General features: G+C 45.3%; 22 protein-coding genes and 2 other annotated features. Of the genes, 17 read left to right on the top strand and 5 right to left on the bottom strand.

Features of this window, described 5'->3' with window-relative positions:
* Positions 1-38: 38 nt before the first annotated feature.
* Positions 39-497, bottom strand: coding sequence for a YueI family protein (locus DY78_RS15310; protein ID WP_024625244.1), 459 nt, complete (start codon positions 495-497; stop codon positions 39-41).
* A gap of 390 nt (positions 498-887) precedes the next feature.
* Between DY78_RS15310 and DY78_RS15305 the strand changes: the two genes are divergently transcribed.
* Positions 888-1,511, top strand: coding sequence for a DUF1054 family protein (locus DY78_RS15305; protein ID WP_024625245.1), 624 nt, complete (start codon positions 888-890; stop codon positions 1,509-1,511).
* Between the two features lie 352 nt (positions 1,512-1,863).
* Here DY78_RS15305 and rpsD read toward each other — a convergent pair whose 3' ends face one another.
* Entirely contained in the window at positions 1,864-2,472 is a 609-nt protein-coding gene (gene rpsD / locus DY78_RS15295; RefSeq protein ID WP_024625247.1) for a 30S ribosomal protein S4, read from the bottom strand.
* A 200-nt stretch (positions 2,473-2,672) separates the two neighbouring features.
* Complete coding sequence (locus DY78_RS15290; RefSeq protein ID WP_024625248.1) at positions 2,673-3,134, bottom strand: GAF domain-containing protein; 462 nt, start codon at positions 3,132-3,134, stop codon at positions 2,673-2,675.
* Between the two features lie 172 nt (positions 3,135-3,306).
* On the opposite strand from DY78_RS15290, the gene ezrA reads away from it, so the two are divergent.
* The 3 genes from ezrA to thiI all read left to right on the top strand — a co-directional run bounded on the left by ezrA (position 3,307) and on the right by thiI (position 7,753).
* Positions 3,307-5,019, top strand: coding sequence for a septation ring formation regulator EzrA (gene ezrA, locus DY78_RS15285; protein WP_024625249.1), 1,713 nt, complete (start codon positions 3,307-3,309; stop codon positions 5,017-5,019).
* A gap of 193 nt (positions 5,020-5,212) precedes the next feature.
* Entirely contained in the window at positions 5,213-6,367 is a 1,155-nt protein-coding gene (locus DY78_RS15280; RefSeq protein ID WP_024625250.1) for a cysteine desulfurase family protein, read from the top strand.
* Between the two features lie 168 nt (positions 6,368-6,535).
* Complete coding sequence (gene thiI, locus DY78_RS15275; RefSeq protein ID WP_024625251.1) at positions 6,536-7,753, top strand: tRNA uracil 4-sulfurtransferase ThiI; 1,218 nt, start codon at positions 6,536-6,538, stop codon at positions 7,751-7,753.
* Positions 7,754-7,756: 3 nt separating this feature from the next.
* On the opposite strand, the gene DY78_RS16290 is transcribed toward thiI, so the two are convergent.
* Positions 7,757-7,939, bottom strand: coding sequence for a hypothetical protein (locus DY78_RS16290; RefSeq protein ID WP_156093461.1), 183 nt, complete (start codon positions 7,937-7,939; stop codon positions 7,757-7,759).
* Between the two features lie 319 nt (positions 7,940-8,258).
* Positions 8,259-8,942, bottom strand: a complete 684-nt coding sequence (locus tag DY78_RS15270) for a GNAT family N-acetyltransferase (protein WP_024625252.1) — start codon at positions 8,940-8,942, stop codon at positions 8,259-8,261.
* An 808-nt stretch (positions 8,943-9,750) separates the two neighbouring features.
* Here DY78_RS15270 and tpx point away from each other — a divergent pair.
* The 13 genes from tpx to DY78_RS15200 all read left to right on the top strand — a co-directional run.
* Complete coding sequence (gene tpx, locus DY78_RS15260; protein ID WP_024625253.1) at positions 9,751-10,245, top strand: thiol peroxidase; 495 nt, start codon at positions 9,751-9,753, stop codon at positions 10,243-10,245.
* 33 nt (positions 10,246-10,278) lie between these two features.
* Positions 10,279-10,509 (top strand) — a binding site (T-box leader).
* A 53-nt stretch (positions 10,510-10,562) separates the two neighbouring features.
* Positions 10,563-13,232, top strand: coding sequence for a valine--tRNA ligase (locus DY78_RS15255; RefSeq protein ID WP_024625254.1), 2,670 nt, complete (start codon positions 10,563-10,565; stop codon positions 13,230-13,232).
* A 761-nt stretch (positions 13,233-13,993) separates the two neighbouring features.
* Complete coding sequence (locus DY78_RS15250; RefSeq protein WP_024625255.1) at positions 13,994-15,313, top strand: bifunctional folylpolyglutamate synthase/dihydrofolate synthase; 1,320 nt, start codon at positions 13,994-13,996, stop codon at positions 15,311-15,313.
* A gap of 37 nt (positions 15,314-15,350) precedes the next feature.
* Complete coding sequence (locus DY78_RS15245; protein WP_024625256.1) at positions 15,351-15,989, top strand: JAB domain-containing protein; 639 nt, start codon at positions 15,351-15,353, stop codon at positions 15,987-15,989.
* Positions 15,990-16,208: 219 nt separating this feature from the next.
* A complete protein-coding gene (locus tag DY78_RS15240) occupies positions 16,209-17,213 on the top strand; it encodes a rod shape-determining protein (protein ID WP_024625257.1) in 1,005 nt (334 codons plus the stop codon).
* 70 nt (positions 17,214-17,283) lie between these two features.
* Positions 17,284-18,129: a rod shape-determining protein MreC gene (gene mreC / locus DY78_RS15235; RefSeq protein ID WP_024625258.1), complete on the top strand. Its 846-nt coding sequence runs from the start codon at positions 17,284-17,286 to the stop codon at positions 18,127-18,129.
* Positions 18,130-18,144: 15 nt separating this feature from the next.
* Positions 18,145-18,660 carry a rod shape-determining protein MreD gene (gene mreD, locus DY78_RS15230; RefSeq protein ID WP_024625259.1) on the top strand — a complete coding sequence of 172 codons (516 nt, stop codon included), beginning with the start codon at positions 18,145-18,147 and terminating at the stop codon, positions 18,658-18,660.
* Between the two features lie 21 nt (positions 18,661-18,681).
* Complete coding sequence (locus DY78_RS15225; RefSeq protein WP_024625260.1) at positions 18,682-19,350, top strand: septum site-determining protein MinC; 669 nt, start codon at positions 18,682-18,684, stop codon at positions 19,348-19,350.
* Complete coding sequence (minD, locus tag DY78_RS15220; RefSeq protein WP_024625261.1) at positions 19,350-20,153, top strand: septum site-determining protein MinD; 804 nt, start codon at positions 19,350-19,352, stop codon at positions 20,151-20,153. The genes DY78_RS15225 and minD overlap by 1 nt, the downstream gene beginning before the upstream one ends.
* Positions 20,154-20,204: 51 nt before the next feature.
* Positions 20,205-20,436, top strand: a binding site (T-box leader).
* A gap of 164 nt (positions 20,437-20,600) precedes the next feature.
* Positions 20,601-21,242 carry an amino acid ABC transporter permease gene (locus tag DY78_RS15215; RefSeq protein ID WP_024625262.1) on the top strand — a complete coding sequence of 214 codons (642 nt, stop codon included), beginning with the start codon at positions 20,601-20,603 and terminating at the stop codon, positions 21,240-21,242.
* Positions 21,243-21,254: 12 nt separating this feature from the next.
* Positions 21,255-21,896 carry an amino acid ABC transporter ATP-binding protein gene (locus DY78_RS15210; RefSeq protein ID WP_033614187.1) on the top strand — a complete coding sequence of 214 codons (642 nt, stop codon included), beginning with the start codon at positions 21,255-21,257 and terminating at the stop codon, positions 21,894-21,896.
* Positions 21,897-21,907: 11 nt separating this feature from the next.
* Positions 21,908-22,744: an amino acid ABC transporter substrate-binding protein gene (locus DY78_RS15205; protein ID WP_024625264.1), complete on the top strand. Its 837-nt coding sequence runs from the start codon at positions 21,908-21,910 to the stop codon at positions 22,742-22,744.
* A gap of 371 nt (positions 22,745-23,115) precedes the next feature.
* The coding region (locus DY78_RS15200; protein WP_191982881.1) for a hypothetical protein at positions 23,116-23,589 on the top strand (474 nt) is incomplete at its 3' end.

Below are 23,589 nucleotides of genomic sequence, written 5' to 3'. Positions count from 1 at the left end.
GCTGAAACGATTTTTTCGCTTCAGCGCACTTGTTTTAGTTAGAATAATTTTTTGAACTTACCGAATAGGCCGGCCTTTTTAGGTTGATCGTCAACGGGAGTTGCTTTAGGGTAGCGCTGGTCAATGTCAATCACGTCTTCGTTAATGGCATGGTCGGTCATTAAAACGAGGGCGTAGTTGTCATCGCCAGTATGATAAATGCTGTCTGTTTTTAACGTAAAGGCCACTCCAGCTTGTGCCACGGCTTTCATGTACGGTCCTAAGATGTCTTCATCCAAGTTACCGTTAATGAGCAGTCGAAAGTCTGGATAGTCGGCAAAGGCGCGGTTGAGTTGGTCAACGTAGTCATACCGCTTGATTTGATAAACGGTGACGCCCACGGCCACGCGCTCCCGGAACGTGCCTAAATACCGGTGTTGTTCATCGGGATGCAATTGCGGCGTCCCGTGCATTGCGGTCTGTAAACGATCGGCCGCTTGGTTTTCTGTGTCAGCCATAGTTGAACATCCTTTCTCATCGATTAATCATCATTGTAGCATGTTCTGCTGAGAAAGGCTAAAACAGCTAATAAACGGGTCAGAGTTGGTTGCCGCCGCTAGCCCAGCATGGGTGTGCCGTGGGGGAGCCCTGGCGCCAAAGGGTGGTCGCCAGGGCGGTGACGAGCCTGACTAAAAATCATTGTCAGTCACGTAACACGCCCCCAATCCCAAATGGGAAGCCCACCCAGTTGGGATTGCGACACGGCGCACCCATGCTGGGCTAGCGGCTAGTTTGGTTAGTTACCATTCCGCGTGAGATTTTCCCTGATTGCGTTAGTGGTGTTGAAGGTGAATTCAAGCTATACTGAATTTGAAGAAGTAATTATGTTGAAACGAGTGGTGACGAGGATGTTTACAAAATCTGATTTTGAAATTTTTGACGAACCAACTTTACCAGGCCGGATGAACTTAATTAAAACAGTGATTGATCCGAAGTTCGAAGCAATCACCCCAACCGTATTAGCTACTTTGGCAACTGCGAGTGGCGACGATGCGGTGTTTTATCCGCACATTGCCAAGCACTTGCGCCGGTTCAAGAATCCGCCGGTCGATACGTGGGTTGCTTTTAGTGAGAATAAACGGAGCTACAAAGCGTTACCGCATTTTGAGCTCGGTTTTTGGCCGGAACGGTTATTTATTTACTTTGATATTTTGGATGAAAGCAAGGCAAGCGTGCAAGCTGGCGTTACGGCCGAACAACTGGCGACGGCTTTGGCGAAGTTACCGAGTGATTATTTAATCAGCAACGATCACAGCAGTGCCAAAATGAATCCCGCCACGGCCGCAAACATCGCGGCGGCCGTGAAAAAGTTTGGCCAATACAAGCATAGCGAACTCGTATTAGGTCGTGCCATTGAACCTGATTCCGATTTATTGAGGGATGAAGCAGCGCAACACGCGTATATCAATGAAACATTCACAACACTGATGCCAATTTATCAAGCCTTGACCAAACATCTAGCACTACATTAAGTAATGACAGCTCTCATCAAGAACTAAAATACCCACTTTCAGCAATTCTCAACTGAAGGTGGGTATTTTAGTGGCCAATTTTACTTTAAAGTTTGTTAGCTGCTCGGACGTTGGTCGACCGCCGTGTCGCAACGATTGGCCGGCGGGGTGGGCCGGTGAATCGTTGGGGCCGACTTTTGTGACGGGCAGTGGGGTGTGGCCCGGCGGAAAAGCGCCCTCGAGACCGTACTTTGGCTCGAGGTCTGCCTCACAGCGGTTGACCAACGTCCGAGCAGCGGCCACACAACCACAAACCCAAAAGAAAAAGCACACCACCGAAGTGATGTGCTTTTGATAACCGTGCAACCGGAAATTAAAGTTTGTTGTAGTATTCAACGATAAGTGATTCGTCGATGTCTGCTTCAAGTTCTTCACGTTCTGGTAAACGAGTTAATGAACCTTCGAGCTTGTCAGCGTCGAATTGTACGAAGTTAGGGCGTGAAACAACGGCTTCAACAGCGCCGGTGATAACAACCAACTTCTTAGACTTTTCACGAACTGAGATAACTTGGCCAACACCAACTTCGTATGAAGGGATGTCAACGCGTTTGCCATCAACAGTGATGTGACCATGGTTTACTAATTGACGAGCTTGACGACGAGTCGTAGCCAAACCTAAACGGTAAACCATGTTGTCCAAACGACGTTCGAGTAAGATCATGAAGTTAACACCATGCTTACCTTCGCGAATCTTACCAGCTTTGATGAATAAGTTAGAGAATTGACGTTCGCTTAAACCGTACATCATCCGTAACTTTTGCTTTTCGCGTAATTGGGTACCGTATTCTGAAAGCTTACCGCGACGACCTTGGCCATGATCACCAGGAGCGTAAGGGCGACGAGCTAATTCTTTACCAGTACCTGAAAGGGACATTCCCAAACGACGGGAAACTTTCCAACTTGGACCTGTATAACGAGACATAAATTGTATCCTCCAATAATTTTAGTTGGAGTAAAATAATCCGATGCGAGTTCGATATTCGTTCAGCTTGGACTGCAGGGTTCACCATTGCAGCCGCAGGTTACTAACTGACCAATAAGTGGCACCAAGCTGTTGACGAGCTTACCCACTCACTGCTGCATTATTTTACACAAAGAGTAGCATAGCATGTTTAGCGGCGGTTAGTCAATGTGTTGCACCAAAATCTTGACGAATTCGGCTAATTCCTGTTCATTGTCAGCCGTAAAGCGGTCTAATGAAGGCGAATCAATGTCTAACACGCCAATTTGATGGTCACCTTTTGTGATGGGAACGACGATTTCAGCGTTGCTGGCGCTATCGCACGCGATGTGACCCGGAAATTCGTGAACATTGGCCACCCGGTGGATTTGTTGGTCCTTAAAGGCGGTACCAACGACGCCGGCGCCAATTTTGATATGCATGCAAGCGACTTTACCTTGAAATGGCCCCAAATCCAGTTCGCCGGTTGTTTCGTTGAATAAGTAAAAGCCCGCCCAGTTCAAGTCATCATAAGTACTGTTAACCAACGCACTAGCATTTGCCAAGTTAGCGATTAAGTTAGTTTCTTCGTAGAGTAGGGCGTCTAGCTGTTGGTTCATAAGTGATGTTTCGGTCTCTGACATAGAAAATCCTCCTAGAAAGTTAAGAAATTCATACTGTTTGATAATTGTGTCTATGTTATAATTTTATTGTAGATTTTAATTGGATTTTCACTAAAATGCAAGGCGCCAGTCTGGTCAGGTAGACGGGCGCGCGCAATTAAAACGTAATTTAATAATAGTAAGGGGTATTCATATGCAAGTAGCAATCGGCATTGTGGTTGTCGCACTTGTGATTTACGCTGCAATCAAGGGCTTTCAACTGTATATCGACAAACAAGTCAAACAGTTGACGGCACGACAGCAAGCGTTGGTCAAACAAGCGCAGGCAACTGATTTTGAAAAAATCGAACGGCTCAACTTAACTGGGGGCTCGTTAGCAAAATTGGAAGCCTTGCAAAATGACGACCAAACTATGCAAAACAACCATTTGCCAGCCATTATCGAAAAATTGGCGCAAATTCAAACGCAAGCCAAGAGTGTGCGTTTTGTGGATGCCCGACAAAATGTAAAAAAGGTCAGTGCGAGCCTCGATGATATCGAACAACAAATCGCCACGACCCGTAAAGGTCTCGATGCGTTAAAAGCGGCCGATGAAGCCCATCGTCAAGCTGTTGCCAGTCTTGAAAAGAAATATCAAGATTTACGGAAGACGTTGTTGTCGCAAAACTTCTCCTTTGGCCCCAGCATCGACAAGTTGGAAGACCGGTTGGCTAACTTAGAGAGTGATTTTGATAAATTCTCACAACTCGCTAAAGCTGGCGACCACGATGCCGCCGAAACGGTGTTAGACCAGTTACGTCATGACACGAGTGCGTTGGAAACGGATATCGACCGGATTCCACCAATTTATAAAGACTTAGTGAGTGGCTTCCCAGACCAACTCAAAGAATTGCAAACTGGGTATAATCAGTTGGTTGATCAACATTTCCATTTTGAAGTGAATAGCATTGAACCGGAAATCACAGCGTTATTGCAAGCTATCGATGACAACACTAAAGCGTTGGGGGAGTTGCGGCTTGATGATGCGGAAAATGGCAATCATGCCATTGAAAAACGGATTGACCATTTGTATGACATCATGCAAACCGAAATTGACGCCAAAGCCGTCGTCGTTGAAAAACAAGATGATATTAGTAAGTTTTTGAATCATGCGATGAATCAAAATCATCACTTACAAATTGAATTGGACCGGTTAGCACAGAGTTATACGTTGAATAACCACGAAGTTGAACGGACGCGCGAATTAAACGAACAACTCAAGACAATTGAATCGACGTATCAAGCTGATATGACGGCGTTAACGAGCAAACAGGCGGTCTACAGCGAGATTGCGGCGCATTATCAAGACCAAGATGACCAACTTAAAGGGATTGAAGAAGAGCAAGTTGCGATTAATGACGGGGTCGCGGGGTTAGCGGCGGAAGAAACGAAAGCCCACGATACGTTACAGCGCTTCGACTTTGAAATTCACGCCATCAAGCGGCAAGTGGAAAACTTGAACTTACCCGGTTTGCCCCAAGATTACTTAGACTATTTCATGGTCGTCACCAAAGAAATCGAAAAGCTTGACCATGATATTAATAAGTTAGTCATTAATATGGATGATATTACGAAACAACTCATTGTTATCCAAGCTGATATGGCGACCTTGAAAGAAAAAACCACGGATTTGATTGATTCAGCGATTTTAGCCGAACAATTATTGCAATATGCGAACCGTTACAAGACTAATCATGAAGATGTGCAAGCGGCTAGTGAAGAAGCCCAACACCTTTTCAATGATGAACACGAGTATGCGCGGAGCTTGGAAGTCATTGCGTCGGCCATCGACAAAGTGGATCCCGGTGCTTACAAACGGATTGAAGATAGCTACTATGCCAGCCATCCGGATGAATCCGAACAATAAACAGGAAGTCATACAGTCAAATGTATGGCTTTTTTATTTGGCCGGTTGCGTGAAGTCAGCAGTTTTCCCGACGAATCACCGGTGTTTTCAAACTCCAGACCTTGTTTCAAACTGATTATTTGGTATAATTGCAAAGAATTCTTATCGAAAGTAAGTGCCTGGCGCTGCTTTTTTGGAAAGTGAAGGATTAAGTATGATTTATTTTGATAACAGTGCGACGACCCAAGCGGCGCCGGCAGTTTTAGAGACGTACACGAAAGTTTCTCAACAAGTGTGGGGCAATCCGTCAAGTTTGCATAACTTTGGCGAAACGGCCTTTCATTTATTAGAACAATCGCGTAAGCAAATTGCGGATTTGATTGGCGCTAAGCCTAATGAAATCTTCTTCACGTCTGGTGGGACGGAAGGCGATAACTGGGTAACCAAAGGGACCGCGATTGAAAAACGGAGCTTTGGGAAACATTTGATTACGACGGCGGTGGAACATCCGGCGATTCATAATTCAATGGAACAATTGAAAGAACTCGGTTTTGACATCACGTATTTACCCGTTGATCAAGAAGGCCGCATTTCAATTGATGATTTAAAGGCGGCAATTCGTCCCGATACGATTTTGGTCTCAGTCATGGCCGTCAACAACGAAATTGGCACGATTCAGCCGCTTCAAGCGGTCGCCGATGTGTTGAAAGACTATCCGAAGATTCATTTTCACGTCGATGCCGTCCAAGGAATTGGTAAAGGTATTCAGGATATCATTATGAATGATCGGGTGGACTTCGTGACGTTCTCTGGGCACAAATTCCACGCCCCTCGTGGAATTGGCTTCATCTATGCGCGCCAAGGTCGTAAGTTAGCGCCATTAATGACCGGTGGGGGCCAAGAAAATAACTGGCGTTCCGGGACAGAAAACTTGCCCGCTATCGCTGGGATGGCCAAAGCCTTACGATTATTATTAACCGATGAAGCTGAAAAAGTGGCTCGCGAACGCGCTATCAAACAACGGGTCTATGATCACATCAAAGACTTCCCGAAAGTGACGATTTTTAGTCAACCAACGGACGGCTTTGCACCACACATTTTATGCTTTACGATTAACGGTGTCCGTGGTGAAACGATTGTGCACGCGTTTGAAGACCAAGGTATCTTTATTTCTACGACCAGTGCCTGCTCTTCGAAGAAACACTTGGCTTCAAGTACGTTAATGGCCATGCATGTTCCTGAAAGTGTGGCAACTAGTGCGATTCGGATTAGTTTAGATGAAAACAATACGTTGGCCGAAGCCGATGAGTTTAACCGCGTATTTGATAATTTATATCAGAAGTTTTCTAAGATTAACGCGGATGCTTAATTTTTAATTGATTTATTTATATTGTCGAAACGTGTGGTCCAAAGCTGCGACCTCCGCTGTGCAACGCTAGTATGCCACTCGGGAAAAATCGCCCGAGTAACATCCTAGCGAGGCACTGCTCGGTAGCAACCCGCTTTGCACCACACTCTGAGAAAGGAATCCTGCCCAATGCAATACACTGAAATTATGGTGCGTTACGGCGAACTATCGACCAAAGGTAAAAACCGGCGGAACTTTATTGATAGCTTAGGTCGTAATGTCCGCAAAGCGTTGCACGACTTCCCCGAATTGAAAGTTCACGCTGACCGTGACCGGATGCACATTGCCTTAAATGGCGAAGATGCTGCCGGGGTCATGGATCGGTTGAAACTCGTTTTTGGGATTCAAAACTTTTCCCCAAGTATCCGGGTGCCCCAAGAAATGGACGACGTTTACGCGACGGCCATTGAAATGGTCAAAGCCCAATTCAAACCGGGGATGACATTTAAAGTCAATACGCGTCGTTCGGACCACAAGTTTGAATACGACACGAACGAAATTAATGACATGTTGGGTGGTCAAATTTTAGACCACGTCGATGGCATTAAAGTTCAAATGAAAAATCCGGATATCGTGATCCGTGTGGAAGTGCGTTTAAACGGTATCTTCTTATCGTCAGAAACAATTAAAGGCGCCGGTGGGTTACCTGTCGGGACTGCCGGTAAAGGGATGTTGATGCTATCTGGTGGGATTGACTCACCAGTCGCTGGTTACCTTGGTATGAAGCGCGGCGTTGACATGGAAATGGTCCATTTCTTCAGTCCGCCATACACGAGTGAACAAGCGTTAGCGAAAGCCAAGCAATTGGCATCAACGTTAGCTAGCTATTCGGGTAGTGTGAAATTCATTCAAATTCCATTCACCGAAATCCAAGAAGAAATCAAAGAAAAGGTGCCAGAAGGTTACTTGATGACCGTCCAACGTCGCTTAATGATGCGCTTAATGGATGCCATGACGCGTGAACGTCACGGTAAGGCCATTTTTAATGGTGAATCGTTAGGCCAAGTGGCTTCACAAACGATGGACAGTATGATTGCTATCAATGATGTCACCACCTTGCCAGTTTTACGGCCGGTTATCTCAATGGATAAAACGGAAATCATTAAGATTGCTGAAGATATCGATACTTATAACTTATCGATCATGCCATTTGAAGACTGCTGTACCATCTTTGCGCCACCGGCACCGAAGACACATCCTAAGTTAGACCGTTCCCGGTTATATGAAGAACGCATCGATGTTGAAGGCTTGATGCAACGCGCCTTAGACGGTGTCAAAATCACTGAAATCAAACCAGGCGAAAACTACATGAACGCGCAAGAAGACGTCTTCGCGGAATTACTTTAGTTTTTAGTTGGTTGCCGTTGTGCGACAGCGGTAATTCCAGCCGCCGTGGCGACCGGTTCGAGCCTGAGAAGCGGTCTCAAACCTCACTTTGAAGCTTGGCTCAACCCGCCAATCTTCAAAGATGTCGGTGTCGTAAGCTCGGCCAAAAGCATGCCGAACTAACGACACTTGCACGGCGGCTTCCATTACCGCTGACACACAACTAAATTGGTTTTCGAATAAATAGGGTGTGACTACAATCTGGTGGTCGCACCTTATTTATTTTAGTCACTATTCGGAATGGATTATTGGTATCCGTTCTAACTGAGTAACATTAAGAAAGCGCCATCTAAGCGGCCGGTGGTGTTTGGCCGGGAAAATTACTAGTCACCACCAGTTTGTTTTTACTTAAAAATTAATAACCCGTTATAACCTTGTCCTGAGTGGTTGTAACGGGTTGTTTGGATATCTTAGAAGTAAAAAAGTACGCTGATAATTGCAATTGTCAGCGTACTAATAAAATTATTTATTCATTTTTTTGAATGAACGAGTGACTAATAATCTTGAATTCTTCCTGACTCGGCTGCCAAGCTTTCTTGAGCGGTGGCAACGTGTTGTCGAAGGCTTCGACGTTGGCCATGGTGACTTCCATGACTGGACTTTCTTGGTAGGTCCAGTCGTGTCCATCTAAGACGTGGGGGACGAGTTCTTTGACGAGCATCGCCGTTGGGTATTGCGGCCCTGGTAAGCCGACATGGAAGTCGTAACCATTGCGAAAGCCGCGAGCCACGTAGTTTGCCGGCATACCGAAAATGATGACCGTGTCATGGCCGAGTGATTTGGCCAGTTCAAATGACGTATTAATCAGTAATTTGCTGAAGCCGCGGCGTTGATAGCCAGGCTGCACGCAGATGGGACCAAAAGTAATCACTGGTTTGACGTGACCCGTTTCGTCAGTCAACGTTGCTTTCGTGTACATAATGTTGCCGACAATTTGGTCGTTGCGCGTCAATACTAAGTCCAATGGGGCAATAAAATCACTAGTGTCACGCATTTGGTGAACAAGATAGTGTTCCATGCAGCCTGGAATATATAAATTCCAAAAGGCGGCGCGGGTCATGGCTTCGACGGCTAGATAGTCGTCAGGGGTTTCATTACGAATAATTAAGTGTTCGTTAGTGGTTGGATCAGTTTGATTTAAATAGATCATGTTTTTTCCTCCGAAGTCGTTAGTGACAACCATCCGGGAGGTTAGTACGCGTTAATCGGACAAACCTCCCGATTAAACCGCGCTCACAATTTTCGTTAACATATGGCATTTCTCCTAAAATAAATAAGTAGTGGTGTGATAACCACAACGGTAGTTTAGCAAGTTCGTTCCGTGTCTGTCAATTAACACGGTGTTGTAGTGGTGCTTTTGTTGAAGCGCTAGCATATCTGTAAAAAAGGTATTCTGACGGATGTGAAGTTTAATAATATAATTTCCTACGCGCTACTAATTATTAAATTGGAATTGTTGATTGAGCTATGGTCGAATGATAATAGTAGTTGCCATGAATGTGACGTTCGGGTGTAGGTTTACTAGCATACGCTACCGGATGTCTTCGATGCTTCTTTCTAAATGCTTGTTATCAGCCCGTTAGTCATGATTAAGAATATGCTGTTCCATTTTCGCATGCTAAACATTTCTTGGTAATTAAGCTGAATGTAGCAATTGGCTGACCGTAATGGAATCGTTTTGAAAGTGGCGTTAACGACCGTTTTTTGGTCGTTTACACCACGGACGCCTTTTGAGACCTGGGCCTCGGGCTCAAAAGCGAGGTCCAAGACCGCCTCTCAGGCTTGGACCGGTCCCAAGACGATGGAATTACGGTCAGCCAACTGCGGCAACTAACCCATAACTCCCAAAATTGGCAAGGCTATCATTTGCGACAAAAACGAGTTTGCGGTACATTTGTAGCATACTAGTTTGGCTAGTGAAACGTCAGCTTAATTAAGTTATCGAAGGGGTGTTTGGTGTGCAAGTATTATTTCATGATAAGCCGTTAGATTTAGTTGGGGAACCATTAAAAGATGGCGACCAATTACCAAAATTTAAAGTATTTACGACGCACGAGGACAAGCTTAAGACCAAAGATTTATTGGGCAAGCCAGTTTTAATCAGCGTGATGCCGGACATTGATACGCGGGTTTGCTCGATTCAAACACGCAAGTTTAACCAACAAGCGGACCAATATCCACAAGTTCAATTTATCGCAGTATCTAACAACTCGATTGCGGATCAAGCCGGCTGGTGTGCTAAGGAAGGCGTCAAGAACTTGACGGTCGTTTCCGATGAGGAACTTTCTTTTGGCTATGCCACCAACTTGTACTTACCAAATAACGGTACTTTGACCCGCGCAATCTACGTGGCCGATGCCGATGGGAAGATTGTTTATCACGAAATTGTCCCTGAATTAACCAACGAACCAAATTACGTGGCGGCTTTAGACGCCTTAAAACAATTCGAATAAACATTGACGGCGCCACGGATATTCATTACAATAAGTCTAGCAATGAGCAAGAGAGTAGTTTGACATTCCCATCTCCAGAAAGAAAACGGGGTTGCGAGTTTTCGATGGCCGTCAAATGAAGGTAGCTTGCGAGCTGTTTACCTGAACTCATAGTAGGGTGAGCCGGACGGGATACACCGTTCGTTAACAAACTTGTTGAAGTGCAAAGTCGGGGTTTCCCGGACTTTGAAATTAGGTGGTACCGCGAGTCCATTCGTCCTAAGTATTTAGGATGAACGGACTTTTTTCGTACCAAAATAAGAAAGGATGTGCCCCATATGTCAGACGAACCAACGACTGATATGCCTACCAAATATGATCCGACCGCGGTTGAACAAGGCCGGTACCAAACTTGGTTAGACGAAGATTTATTCAAGCCTTCGGGCGACAAAAAAGCCAAACCGTATTCAATCGTGATTCCACCGCCAAATGTTACGGGTAAGTTGCATTTAGGCCATGCTTGGGACACGACGTTACAAGATATTATTATTCGTCAAAAGCGGATGCAAGGTTTTGACACGCTCTGGTTACCAGGGATGGACCATGCCGGGATTGCGACTCAAGCTAAGGTTGAAGCTAAATTACGCGAACAAGGCATTAGCCGTTACGACTTAGGTCGGGAAAAATTCGTGCAACAAGTTTGGGATTGGAAAGACGAGTACGCTAGCATCATCAAACAACAATGGGCGAAGATGGGCTTATCGTTAGACTATTCACGTGAACGCTTCACGATGGACGAAGGTTTATCTGACGCAGTTAAGAAAGTCTTTGTTGATTTATACAACAAAGGGTTGATTTATCGTGGTGAATATATCATCAACTGGGATCCGCAAGCGCGGACCGCTTTATCAGACATTGAAGTTATCCATAAAGATGACAAGGGTGCCTTTTACCATGTTAAGTACCCCTTTGCCGACAAAGATTACACGTTTAATGGCAAACATTACATCGAAATTGCGACGACCCGTCCCGAAACGATGATGGGTGATACGGCCGTAGCGGTTAACCCAAGTGATGATCGCTATAAGGAATTAGTTGGTAAAGAAGTTATTTTGCCACTCGCGGACCGCAAGATTCCAATTATCGCTGATGCTTACGTTGACCCTGAATTTGGGACTGGGATGGTTAAGATTACGCCAGCTCATGACCCTAATGACTTTAAAGTCGGGAACCGTCATGACTTGAAACGCATCAACACGATGAATGACGACGCCTCCATGAACGCCAACGCGGGTAAGTACGAAGGGATGGACCGTTTCGTTGCGCGTAAAGCGATGGTCAAAGATTTGGAAGATCAAGGCTTAATGTTGAAGATTGACCCAATCGTCCATAGTGTTGGGCATTCAGAACGGACGGACGTACAAGTTGAAGCTCGCTTATCGACGCAATGGTTCGTGAAGATGAAGCCGTTAGCAGAACAAGCGTTGAAGAACCAAGATAGCGACGATGCCGTTAACTTTGTACCAAAACGTTTTGAAGATGCCTTCAAGCAATGGATGGAAAACATTCATGACTGGGTTATCTCACGGCAACTTTGGTGGGGTCATCGGATTCCAGCTTGGTATAACAAGACCACTGGGGAAACTTATGTCGGTGTCGATGCGCCTAAGGACCCTGAAAATTGGGAACAAGATCCCGATGTTTTGGACACGTGGTTCTCAAGTGCCTTATGGCCATTTTCAACGATGGGTTGGCCGGATGAAAACGCTGAAGACTTTAAGCGTTACTTCCCAACGAATACGTTAGTTACCGGTTATGATATCTTACCTTTCTGGGTTTCACGGATGATTTTCCAAAGCCTTGAATTTACCGGTCGGCGACCATTCAAAAACGTCTTGTTACACGGCTTAATTCGTGATGAACACGGTGTTAAGATGAGTAAGTCCCTTGGTAATGGGATTGACCCGATGGACGTTATTAAGAAGTACGGTGCTGATGCGTTGCGCTGGTTCTTATCAAATGGCTCAACTGCCGGGCAAGATGTCCGCTTCAGTTATACGAAGATGGATGCGGCTTGGAACTTCATTAACAAGATTTGGAATGCCAGTCGTTACGTCATCATGAACTTAGGTGATATGGAAAAACCAGTCTTACCAGCGCAGTCTGAATGGACATTAGCTGACAAGTGGATTTTAAGCCGCTTGAACGAAACGGTTAAACAAGTGACGACCACCTTTGATAAATTTGACTTTGGTGAAGCGGGTCGGGCCCTTTATAACTTCATCTGGAACGACTTTTGTGACTGGTATATTGAAATGAGTAAGGAAGTCTTGACGGGCGACGATGCTAAAGCCAAGGCCAACACGCAAAATGTCTTAGCCTATGTCTTAGACCAAATCTTGCGCTTATTACAACCAATCATGCCATTCGTTACTGAAAAAATCTGGTTATCAATGCCACACGTGGGCAAGTCCTTAGTGGTCGCTGATTACCCAGTTGACCATCCGGAATTTGATGACCCAGCCGCTGAAAGTGATATGGCTTCCTTGATTGAATTAATCACGGCCGTTCGGAGTATTCGGGCCGAAGCTAATGCGAAGATGTCATCGGCAGTTGACTTGTTAATCAAGTCCGACAATGAACATCTCCAAACGGTCTTAAAGACCAATGAAGATTATATTCAACGGTTTGCCCATCCGAAGACGTTATCCATCGGTGCCGATGTTACCGCACCGAAGTTAGCGATGACGCAAGTGATTAGTGATGCGGAAGTTTACATTCCATTAGCAGAATTAGTCGACTTGAACGAAGAAATCGGCAAACTTGAAAAAGAACAACAAAAGTTTGAAGCTGAAGTGACGCGGGCTACTAAGAAATTAGGGAACGAACGCTTTGTTTCAAATGCGCCTGAAGATGTTGTTAACAGCGAAAAAGAAAAGCTCGCTGACAACGAGACGAAGTTAGCCGCAACGAAACAACGGTTAGCCGATATCAAGGCCCAAGCATAATCAGTTTTACGAAAAGAGTCTACGAACATTTTGTTCGTGGGCTTTTTTCATTGGGTAGCATTGTTGCCGCTGCCAGCTGACCGTAATTCCAGCTGCCATGGGGACCGGTCCAAGCCTGAGAAGCGGTCTTGGACCTCGCTTTTGAGCCTAAAACCTAAGTCTCAAAAGACGTCCGTGGTGTAAACGGGATGTAGCCCAATCCCGTTAACGCCACCTGCATGTCGGCTTCCATTACGGTCGGCTGGCAGCTAGATTGTTTTTCAACAAGAATGATGACAATCTAATTCGATTGGGTGGTTGTACCCATTTGTGGTGGGGCATTCGGCTGTGCTAATTTTTTTAACGGATTGAGTTGTCAGCGTTGAGCAATTGCGACGAGGAACATGTAAGTGCGTGATTATATGTTGAATGACCATGCAGAGCATTGATTAATCAATGAATACCTAACTATCACTAGCAATTACTAGGGGACTTATTCTAAAATAGATGAGAACAAAAATACCACTTTTTAATTAATTGCAGTGAGTTACATGAATGACAAGTTAATGAAATTTTTGCAAGCATTAGCGGAGTCCGTTAGATTGGCTACGCCATGTCGGCAATGTTAGGCGGTGTGTTTTTGCCGCCTTACTTTGCGGACCTCTTGGGAGACGTGGGTTGCGGCTGCCAAGCGAGGTTCCAGACCGCACTTTGCTCACCACGTGGCCAAGCTGACGGACGTAGCGGACAACTATAACCAACATAAGAGGGAGTACCTACTATTGAGTAATGCATACGATGCGGCTTTGGCGTTTATTCATGGCCGCACACAGTTTAAGAAGATTCCGACGTTGCAGCGCATGCAACGCTTTTTAAAAGAACTTGGTGATCCGCAATTAAAGGTTCATGGCATTCATGTGGCCGGGACTAATGGGAAAGGGTCAACTGTCGCTAATTTACGCGAATTACTGATGGCCGATGGCTTAACGGTGGGGACCTTTACGTCGCCATTTATTACCCGCTTTAATGAACGGATTAGTGTCGACGGCGAACCGATTAGTGATGATGACTTGGTGGCTTTGGTTGACCAAATCAAGCCAGTGGTTGCGAAGTTGGACGCGGAATTACCGACTGGTGGGCCAACTGAATTTGAAATTATTACCGCGATGATGTTCTTGTATTTTGCGACGCAACCGATTGATGTCGCGGTGATTGAAGTGGGTCTCGGTGGGTTGTATGACTCGACCAATGTGTGGACGCCGCAAGTTAGCGTGATTACGACGATTGGTTATGACCACATGCAGATTTTAGGTGATACCTTGACGGCGATTGCCACGCAAAAAGCCGGGATTATTAAGCCGAACGTACCAGTGGTTGTCGGTAAGTTACCGGCTGAAGCGCAAACGGTGATGGTTGAAACTGCCGCCGACCAACAGGCACCGTTGCAAACGTTGGGGACGGATTTTACGACGAAGCTGTTACCACCACAAGGCTGGCAAGAACGGTTTAACTTTGACGGTCCCGATGACCATTTCAAAGATTTGACGACGCCATTACTCGGCGATTATCAAGTGGATAACGCTGCCGTGGCGTTAGCGGCCTACTTGAACTATCATCAACAGACGGGGATTCCGGTGGCGATTCGGGATGTTAAGCGGGCGCTAGCGGGGGTCAATTGGCCGGGCCGGTTGGAACGCTTGAACGATGACCCCCTAATCATGATTGATGGCGCCCATAATGAACCGGCCGTGACCGAACTGGCGACGACGCTCAAAGAACGGTTTGGCCAACAAAATGTGTATGTGATTTTTGCGGTGTTAGCGGATAAGCAACATGCCCAGATGATTCAAACGTTGGCGCAAGTGCCGAATGTGCATTTAGTGTTGACTCAATTTGCGGGTCCCAACGCTAAGCGGCCGTCAACGGATCCGGATACGTTGGAAAGTGAGTTGCCAACCAACTATGACGCGCCAATTTTTAGCAATTGGCAGGCAGCGTTGATGCAAGTTACTAGCGAAATGTCTAGTGAAGATGTGTTATTGCTGACCGGATCGTTATACTTTATTTCGGACGTGCGGGCATATTTTAAAATGGAAGACTGATTAGTTTGCGGAGTTGTCTTATAAAGGGGGCGCTTCGATGGAAACATTAATCGGTCGAACAAATGACCATGCACAGCAGATTCACCAGTTGATTCAACAATACTTTACCGGCTTTTTGGATGAGGCCGCTGCTTTAGCGGCGACCCGCGAATTTGAAACAACGCATCCACCAGCCTTAGCCGGACAATGGCTCGAACAAGTGCCAAGTCAACCACATTGGCGCAGCTTGTTAGCGGCATTACGGTGTGGTCAGTTGTTGCCACAACCGCCACGGGTCGTGTTAGGGCAAGTGTTTGGCAGTCAACAAATTGGTGAGCAGTTACAAAGCGACTTTGCTGGTTTAACGCAGGAGCAATTACTTCTGTTATGTTTAGATACAAAAAATCAAATTGTGAAACGGCAAATTATTTTCCAAGGTACCTTGAATTCTTGTCCGGCGCATCCGCGTGAAATTTTTCAGGTCGCCTTGGCAACTACGACCGCCCGCATTGTGATTGCGCACAATCATCCGAGCGGTGATGCGGAACCGTCACACAAGGACGTTGAATTTACGAAAAGATTACAAATTAGTGGTGAACTGCTAGGTATCCCGTTATTAGACTGTTTTGTGATTGGTGCAAGCGATTACTTTAGTTTCGCCGAGCAAGGGTTGTTAAATTGTAATACGGAATCTTAAAAGAATGTGGTAAAATAACGGGGTTAGGACCGATAATTATTCGGCTTAATCGCGTTTTTTTAAATTTTATCTAAGTTAAATAATGGGACTGTATTTTTTAAGAGATTACGGTATGCTAGGATTCAGGCAGTAATTTTTTATGCTGGGCTATTATGCTATAATACTTACTATTATGACTAATAAAAAATTAAATTTGTAAATGATGAAGGGATGAATGTAGTGTTCGGATTTGGGACAAAGAATATCGGGATCGATCTCGGTACTGCCAACACAATTGTGTACGTTGACGGCAAGGGAATCGTACTACGAGAACCATCCGTGGTTGCGAAGAACACGAAGACTGGTGAAATCGTATCCGTTGGTTCAGAAGCACGGGATATGATTGGGAGAACACCAGCAAGTATTGTGGCAATCCGCCCAATGAAAGACGGGGTCATTGCTGATTACGATACTACCGTTGCGATGATGAAGTACTTTATTCAAAAGACATTGGGTCGTTCGAACGGTAAACCTTATGTCATGGTTTGTGTACCGAGTGGTGTTACCGAAGTCGAAAAACGGGCCGTTATTGATGCGACCCGCGTTGCTGGCGCACGGGATGCTTATGTCATTGAAGAACCATTTGCTGCTGCAATCGGTGCTGGGTTACCAGTTATGGATCCGACTGGTAGCATGGTTGTTGATATTGGTGGTGGGACGACTGACGTGGCGACGATTTCCTTAGGGGGAATCGTGTCAAGTCGTTCAATCCGGATGGCGGGTGATAAGATTGATGATTCAATCATTTATCACGTTCGCCAAAAATTTAACCTCTTAATCGGGGAACGGACTGCCGAACAATTGAAAATCGATATTGGTTCAGCATCAATGGATGCCGCCCAAGAAATCGAAGGCTCAACGATTCGGGGCCGGGACTTGTTATCAGGTTTGCCAAAGACAGTTGAAATTTCAGCCGTCGATGTTGCTGAAGCGATTCAAGAAATCGTTTCAGAAGTTATTTCAGCGATTAAGGAAACCTTGGAAGAAACTTCCCCAGAAATTGCCTCTGATGTAATTGATCACGGGATTGTTTTAACTGGCGGTGGCGCCTTATTGAAGAATCTTTCCGAAGTGATTGCCGATGAAACCAAAGTACCTGTTTTCATTGCTAACGAACCACTTGATTGTGTGGCCGTTGGGACTGGTGAATCACTTAAGAGCATCGATGTTATGAAAAAGCGATAACAGGTGAGCGGGAAGATGTCTTCCCGCTTATTTATTGTAAACTCATTGAATTTTCGACCGGGGGTTCATTATGCAAAAGTTTTTCTCCAACCGTAAACTAGTCATCGTGATTATTTTGCTGATTATTAGTTTCGGCTTGATGAGCGTATCAGTCGCGGTACGGAACAAAAAGTCGACACCGCCATTGATTCAGCAATTTGGGAATGACGTCGCTGGCGCCGTTGACCGGGTCATTGCTTGGCCAGTCAACGGACTTCAAAGTGCTTCCAATTCCGTTTCGGATTTGTTGAATACTTATCAAGAAAATCAAAAGTTAAAGAAACAAGTTGATCAATTAGCACAAGCGAAAGTGAATGCCCAAACGACGGCTGCTGAAAACAAGCAGTTACGTAAAGAATTAAAATTGAATTCATCATTGTCGAGCTACACGACCGTTTCAGCGAGCGTGATTGCCCGGACACCGTCTTCATGGATGAATCAATTAGTTATTTCTAAAGGGGCGACTTCCGGAATTAAGAAGAATATGTCCGTCATGTCAGAAACCGGCTTGATTGGGCGCGTCGTGGAAGTTAACCAAACCAACTCAAAAGTTGAATTGATTTCTAGCACGAGTTCGAATGCGGATAAGTTCGCCATCCAAATTACCAATAGCTCCGGTAAGACGGTCAACGGGATTGTTTCTGGTTATGACAAGAGTACCGGTTACCTTGAAATGGGTTCGGTGACGTCATCGGTTAAGATTAAAAAGGGTGACAAAGTCGTGACAAGTGGGCTCGGTGGGGTTACACCTAAGGGCTTATACATTGGGACCGTTGCTAGTGTGAAACAAGATGATTATGGGTTGGCTTCCGAAGTTGAAATCAAGCCTGCTGCCGATCTTAGTGATTTGACGGTCGTAACGGTCGCCGAAAAATAAGGGAGGGGTGCAATTTTGAAATCGCGTTTATGCTACATTTTTCCGATTGGGTTATTCATTGCACTGTTTCTGGATGGCTCGTTATCAAATGTGTTTGCCGGCAACTTATTTAAGTACCCGTACTCCAGTGTGTTACATTTAGATTTGTTATGGATCGTCTTTGCCGTCTTTTTGGACGACGACGATGCGTTGCCAGTCGGAATCTGGGCCGCTTTTGTCGGCTTAGTGTACGATTGGTATTTCACTGGTATTTTCGGGGTTTACTTGATTGCCTTACCGTTAGTCGTTTATCTCAGCCGCTTGATGAAGCCTTGGCTGGATTTAAACTTTTTAACGTTACTAATGGTCTATATTATTGATATTACGATTACTGAAGCCTTCGCATACGTTTGGTATGTGATTGGTAAAGTGGTGACTAACAATTTAGCCGACTTTGCGGTCTATACGTTAGGTCCGACCATTGCGGTCAACTTAGCGATTTTCGTTATTTTGTATTACCCAGTCCGTCAGTTATATCTCCGCGTCAATTAGTCGGTGGAAAGGATTTCCAACATGCAACAAAGTGTGGTTTTAAAAGCCAGTAGTGATGGTTATGAATTAATTTTTCGCCAGTCCGCCAGTTTTGACGACATTATGGCCGATTTAAAAACTTTGTTGGACCGCTTGCAACTCGACAACACGACTGATAAAGAGATCTCGTTTGACATGAGTACGGAGGGTCGTCTACTTACGACGGAACAAAATACGCAAGTCACGCAATTGGTGAATCGCTATGAGCTATTTAGCATTCATAAGTTAACTGCCGACGTGATTTTAACGGCGGATGCGTTAGCGATGATCGACCGCAATACGGTCCATTTAGTTAATCAAATTATTCGAAATGGCCAAGTCCTGGAAGTTAATGGGGACGTGCTATTTTTCGGTAAGATTCATGAAGGTGGCGTCTTACGCGCGACCGGTAGTATTTTTGTGATGGGGGACATTTCTGGGTCTTTAGAAGCCGGTTATCCTGACCATGCTGATGCAGTGATTGTGAGCCCGTTAGCGACCGTACCACGGGTGCGGGTCGGGGAACTGCTGGAACTCGTTGATCCAGAAAAAATTGTGGCGGGGACTAACGTCGTGTATATTAACGATATTCAAGCCTTAGATTATCAACCCTTGAATCAACTGAAACGCGTACGACCGAAGTTATTTACTCGGAATGGAGGACATGTTTGATGGGAAAAGCAATTGTCATTACCTCTGGTAAAGGGGGCGTCGGTAAAACGACGACGACTGCCAATCTCGGGACGGCCTTAGCTCTAATGGGCAAAAAGGTCTGCCTCGTAGACTTAGACATTGGTTTACGAAATTTGGATGTGATTTTAGGTTTAGACAATCGTATTTTATATGACATTGTGGATGTCGTGGCGGGTCGCGCGCAATTGCGCCAAGCTTTAGTCAAAGACAAACGCTTCGACGACTTATTGTTCCTATTACCTGCCGCCCAAAATGCGGATAAGGATTCCTTGAATCCGGATCAGGTTCGGTCAATTGTTGATGAATTAAAGCCTGATTTTGATTATGTCTTATTAGATTGTCCAGCTGGGATTGAACAAGGGTTCATGAACGCGATTGCGGGGGCCGATGCCGGCATTATCGTTTCAACTCCTGAAATCTCAGCAATTCGTGATGCGGACCGCGTTGTCGGCTTATTGGAACAATATCCATTAGCTGAAGCACCGAAGCTCGTCATCAACCGAATTCGTCGGCGGATGATGCAAGATGGTGAAACGATGGATATCGATGAAATTACCCATCATTTATCGATTGATTTACTGGGCATCGTCTTTGATGATGACGCCGTTATTCGCACATCGAATAATGGGGAACCCATCGTTTTGGATCCAAAGAATTCAGCTTCACAAGGTTACCGCAATATTGCCCGCCGTATCGAGGGTGAAACGGTACCGCTCATGAACATTGAGCAATCTAAGCCAGGTATGTGGGCGCGCTTTGCTGGAATTTTTCACCGCAAATAAGTGAAAAAGACTTGACGAAGCGATTCGTTTTCGTTAGTATGAGAACAACATTAAAAAACAGAGAACAGAAGAGTAGTTATTAGCACGTTGTTCAGAGAGTCACCGGGGCTGGAAAGGTGACGGCGGGTTAAAGACGAACCACATCTGTGAGTTGAATGGCTGAATAAAGTAAGCTGTTACGGTTGGCCTCGTTAGCGGCGGAGTTTAGTGATAAACTCGCTGAGTTCAATTGTGCGAGCAATTGATAAAGATGAGGTGGCACCGCGATGAAATCGTCCTCTTAGGCTTTAGGCCTAGGGACGATTTTTTTGTGTTTTTATCACGAAACTCCCTGAGGCAGTAACTGTGAAGTTGCTGCGAAGTGAGGTGGCACCGCGCATAGACGTCCTCTTGAGATAGTTCTCAAGAGGACTTTTTTGTTGCTGTTAAATTTGGGAGGGAACGCACATGCACTATATTTTAGAGATTTTGCCATCATTAATTTCCGGCGCCGGCATGACGCTACAAATTTTCTTATGGACGTTAGTAGGATCATTGCCATTAGGGTTAGTTTTAAGTTTAGGGTTGAATTCCAAATTTAAACCGTTGAAATGGCTCATTGATTTTTACGTTTGGTTAATGCGGGGGACGCCGTTATTGCTCCAATTGATCGTCGTCTTTTACGGCTTACCCTTAATCGGGATTGTCTTTGAACGTTATGAAGCGGCCCTATTCGCTTTCATTTTAAATTACGCCGCTTACTTTGCAGAAATCTTCCGCGGTGGGTTACAATCAATTGATAATGGGCAGTATGAAAGTGCGCGGGTGTTACGGCTCAGCTACTGGCAAACAATTCGTAAAATCGTGATTCCGCAAGTTGTTAAAATCGTCCTGCCATCCGTTGGGAACGAAGTCATCAACTTGATTAAGGATTCCTCGTTAGTTTACGTCATCGGGTTAGGCGACTTGCTCCGGGCCGGGAACGTGGCTACCGCGCGTGACGTCACGTTAGTCCCATTGATGTTAGTGGGCGTCATCTACTTACTCTTAACGGCCGTGACGACCTTCGTCTTACGCCGCGTTGAAAAGCACTACAGTTATTGGAAATAAGGAGGGCTTGCCATGTTAGAATTAAAAAATATTACCAAAAGTTTTGGTGATCGTACGATTATCAAAGATTTAAACGTCACCGTTAAAGATGGTGAAATTCTTAGCATCGTTGGGCCTTCCGGGGCTGGGAAAACGACCTTGCTACGTTGTATTACGGGGCTGGAACAAGTCAATGGTGGCGAGTTCTTAGTTGATGGGCAACCTTTTGACCCGTACACAAACACGAGTAATGACAGCGTGATTGGGGTCGTGTTCCAAAACTTCGAATTATTTCCACATTTGACGGTGATGCAAAACATTACGTTAGCACCAACGATGGTACTCAAGGAAAGCAAAGCCGACGCTGAAGCGACGGCCCAAAAATTATTGGACCGCTTAAACTTAGGTGACCACGCCGACCAATATCCTTACCAACTTTCCGGTGGTCAAAAACAACGGGTCGCCATTGCGCGGGCGTTAGCGATGCGGCCGAACATCTTATGTTATGACGAACCAACTTCAGCCTTGGACCCGAACTTACGCCAAGAAGTTGAAAAGTTGATTCTTGGTTTAAAAGCCGATGGCATGACACAAATTGTGGTCACTCATGATTTAACTTTCGCAAAAAACATTGCGGATGATATGTTACACGTTGAACCCAACCAAGCAGATTAGGAGGCGGTGGTATGAAAAAAAGAATAATTTCATTATGCCTACTCTTTGCGGTGTTAGTTGGCTTAGCGGGAACGTTATCCGGCTGCGAGAATGTCAAGACGCGTGCGGATACCCAAGATACTTGGGCCAAAATCAAAAAACGCGGTTATGTGATTGTCGGCCTTGATGATAGTTTTGTGCCAATGGGCTTCCGGGAAAAGTCCGGGAAATTAGTTGGCTACGATGTCGACTTAGCCCGGGCCGTGTTTAAACTATATGGCATTAAAATCAGTTTCCAAACGATTGACTGGTCAATGAACGCCACTGAATTACGGAACGGCACGATTGATTTAATCTGGAATGGCTATACGAAAAATGCGCAACGGGAAAAAGTGGTCGCGTTCAGCAATACTTATTTGAAGAATAAGCAAGTGTTAGTGTCATTGAAGAAAAACCACATTAACTCGTTCAACGACATGACGGGTAAAACACTCGGGGTGCAATCCGGGTCATCAGGTTATGAATCTTTGGAAAATAATCCAACATTGTTGAAGAATAAAATTGCTAATAAAACACCAATTCAATACGATACCTTTACCAACGCTTTCTTAGACTTGAATGCAGGTCGGATTAAAGGCTTATTGATTGATAGTGTCTATGCCAACTACTACATCAAACACGAATCCAACTCTGCCGACTACAACGAGACCCAAGGGACGTTCAAGTCCGAAGATTTCGCGGTTGGGATGCGGAAAGGTGACAAGACGATGCGCAAGAAGATCAACGCCGGCTTGAAAGAATTAAAAGCCAACGGGACTTTAGCGAAGATCAACAAAAAGTGGTTCGGTAATCAAAAAGTTGAAAACTAATCATTAATTTAAACGACTGCCTACGGGTGGTCGTTTTTTCGTTGTTTGATTGCGGTTCCGCCGGCTGCGCCAATGGGCTGCCACCGTGGCCCAGCCGGCTTGATGATGAAAAGTTTTCGAATGCCGACTTTCAGCAAGTTAAGCTAGCTAAGTCGGTTTTAGCCATCGAGTGCTTGGCTTATGCCACAACAAAATTCGACGACTTCATTTGAGAAAAGTCGTCACGGCGACTAGCGATATTATTGGCTGGGAGCAGCAAACAATCGGTCAATGAGTATGTTCGGATACCGATTAAATGAAATTGCCGACTGTTAGTTAATGGGGGAGGCTAGTATTCTGGGAGTATCTTTTTGAGAGGGATGGCGAATTATATGAAAGCATACTTACGAGTGAAACGGCAAACGCTCGATGTGGACTATCATGATTTAGCACGGCAGATTTGGGGAATTGATCGGCGGCAGTTTACGGTTCATCATTACGGCAATGATGACAGCCTTAATAACCGCTTACATTTAACGTTTTGGTTAGACCCAACCGAATTTACCCAAGCATTTACAAATACGCGTCCGCGCTGGCTGGTGTGCCCGATTCAGCTGACGACCGTTGAACCGGCAGCGCATTTGGTGATGGTGCGGACGAATTATTTAAATGAACTCCCGATGACCCAAAAAGCATTTTATAACTTGGTTTATTATTTATCTGAAGCACTCGGTGGCCGATTGAGTATTGATGGGCAACGAACGTGGGTGCATGCTAATGATTTGTATTTGGACAAATATCAGATTATGGATAAGGTAGATTGTAAAATTAATCCGAACGCTGTTCGGACAAAAAAGATCAGCTTC

Source organism: Lactiplantibacillus fabifermentans DSM 21115, assembly GCF_000498955.2.
GTDB lineage: Bacteria > Bacillota > Bacilli > Lactobacillales > Lactobacillaceae > Lactiplantibacillus > Lactiplantibacillus fabifermentans.
The sequence above is the reverse complement of the archived record's forward strand: the minus strand, read 5'-3'. Positions and strand labels throughout refer to the sequence as shown.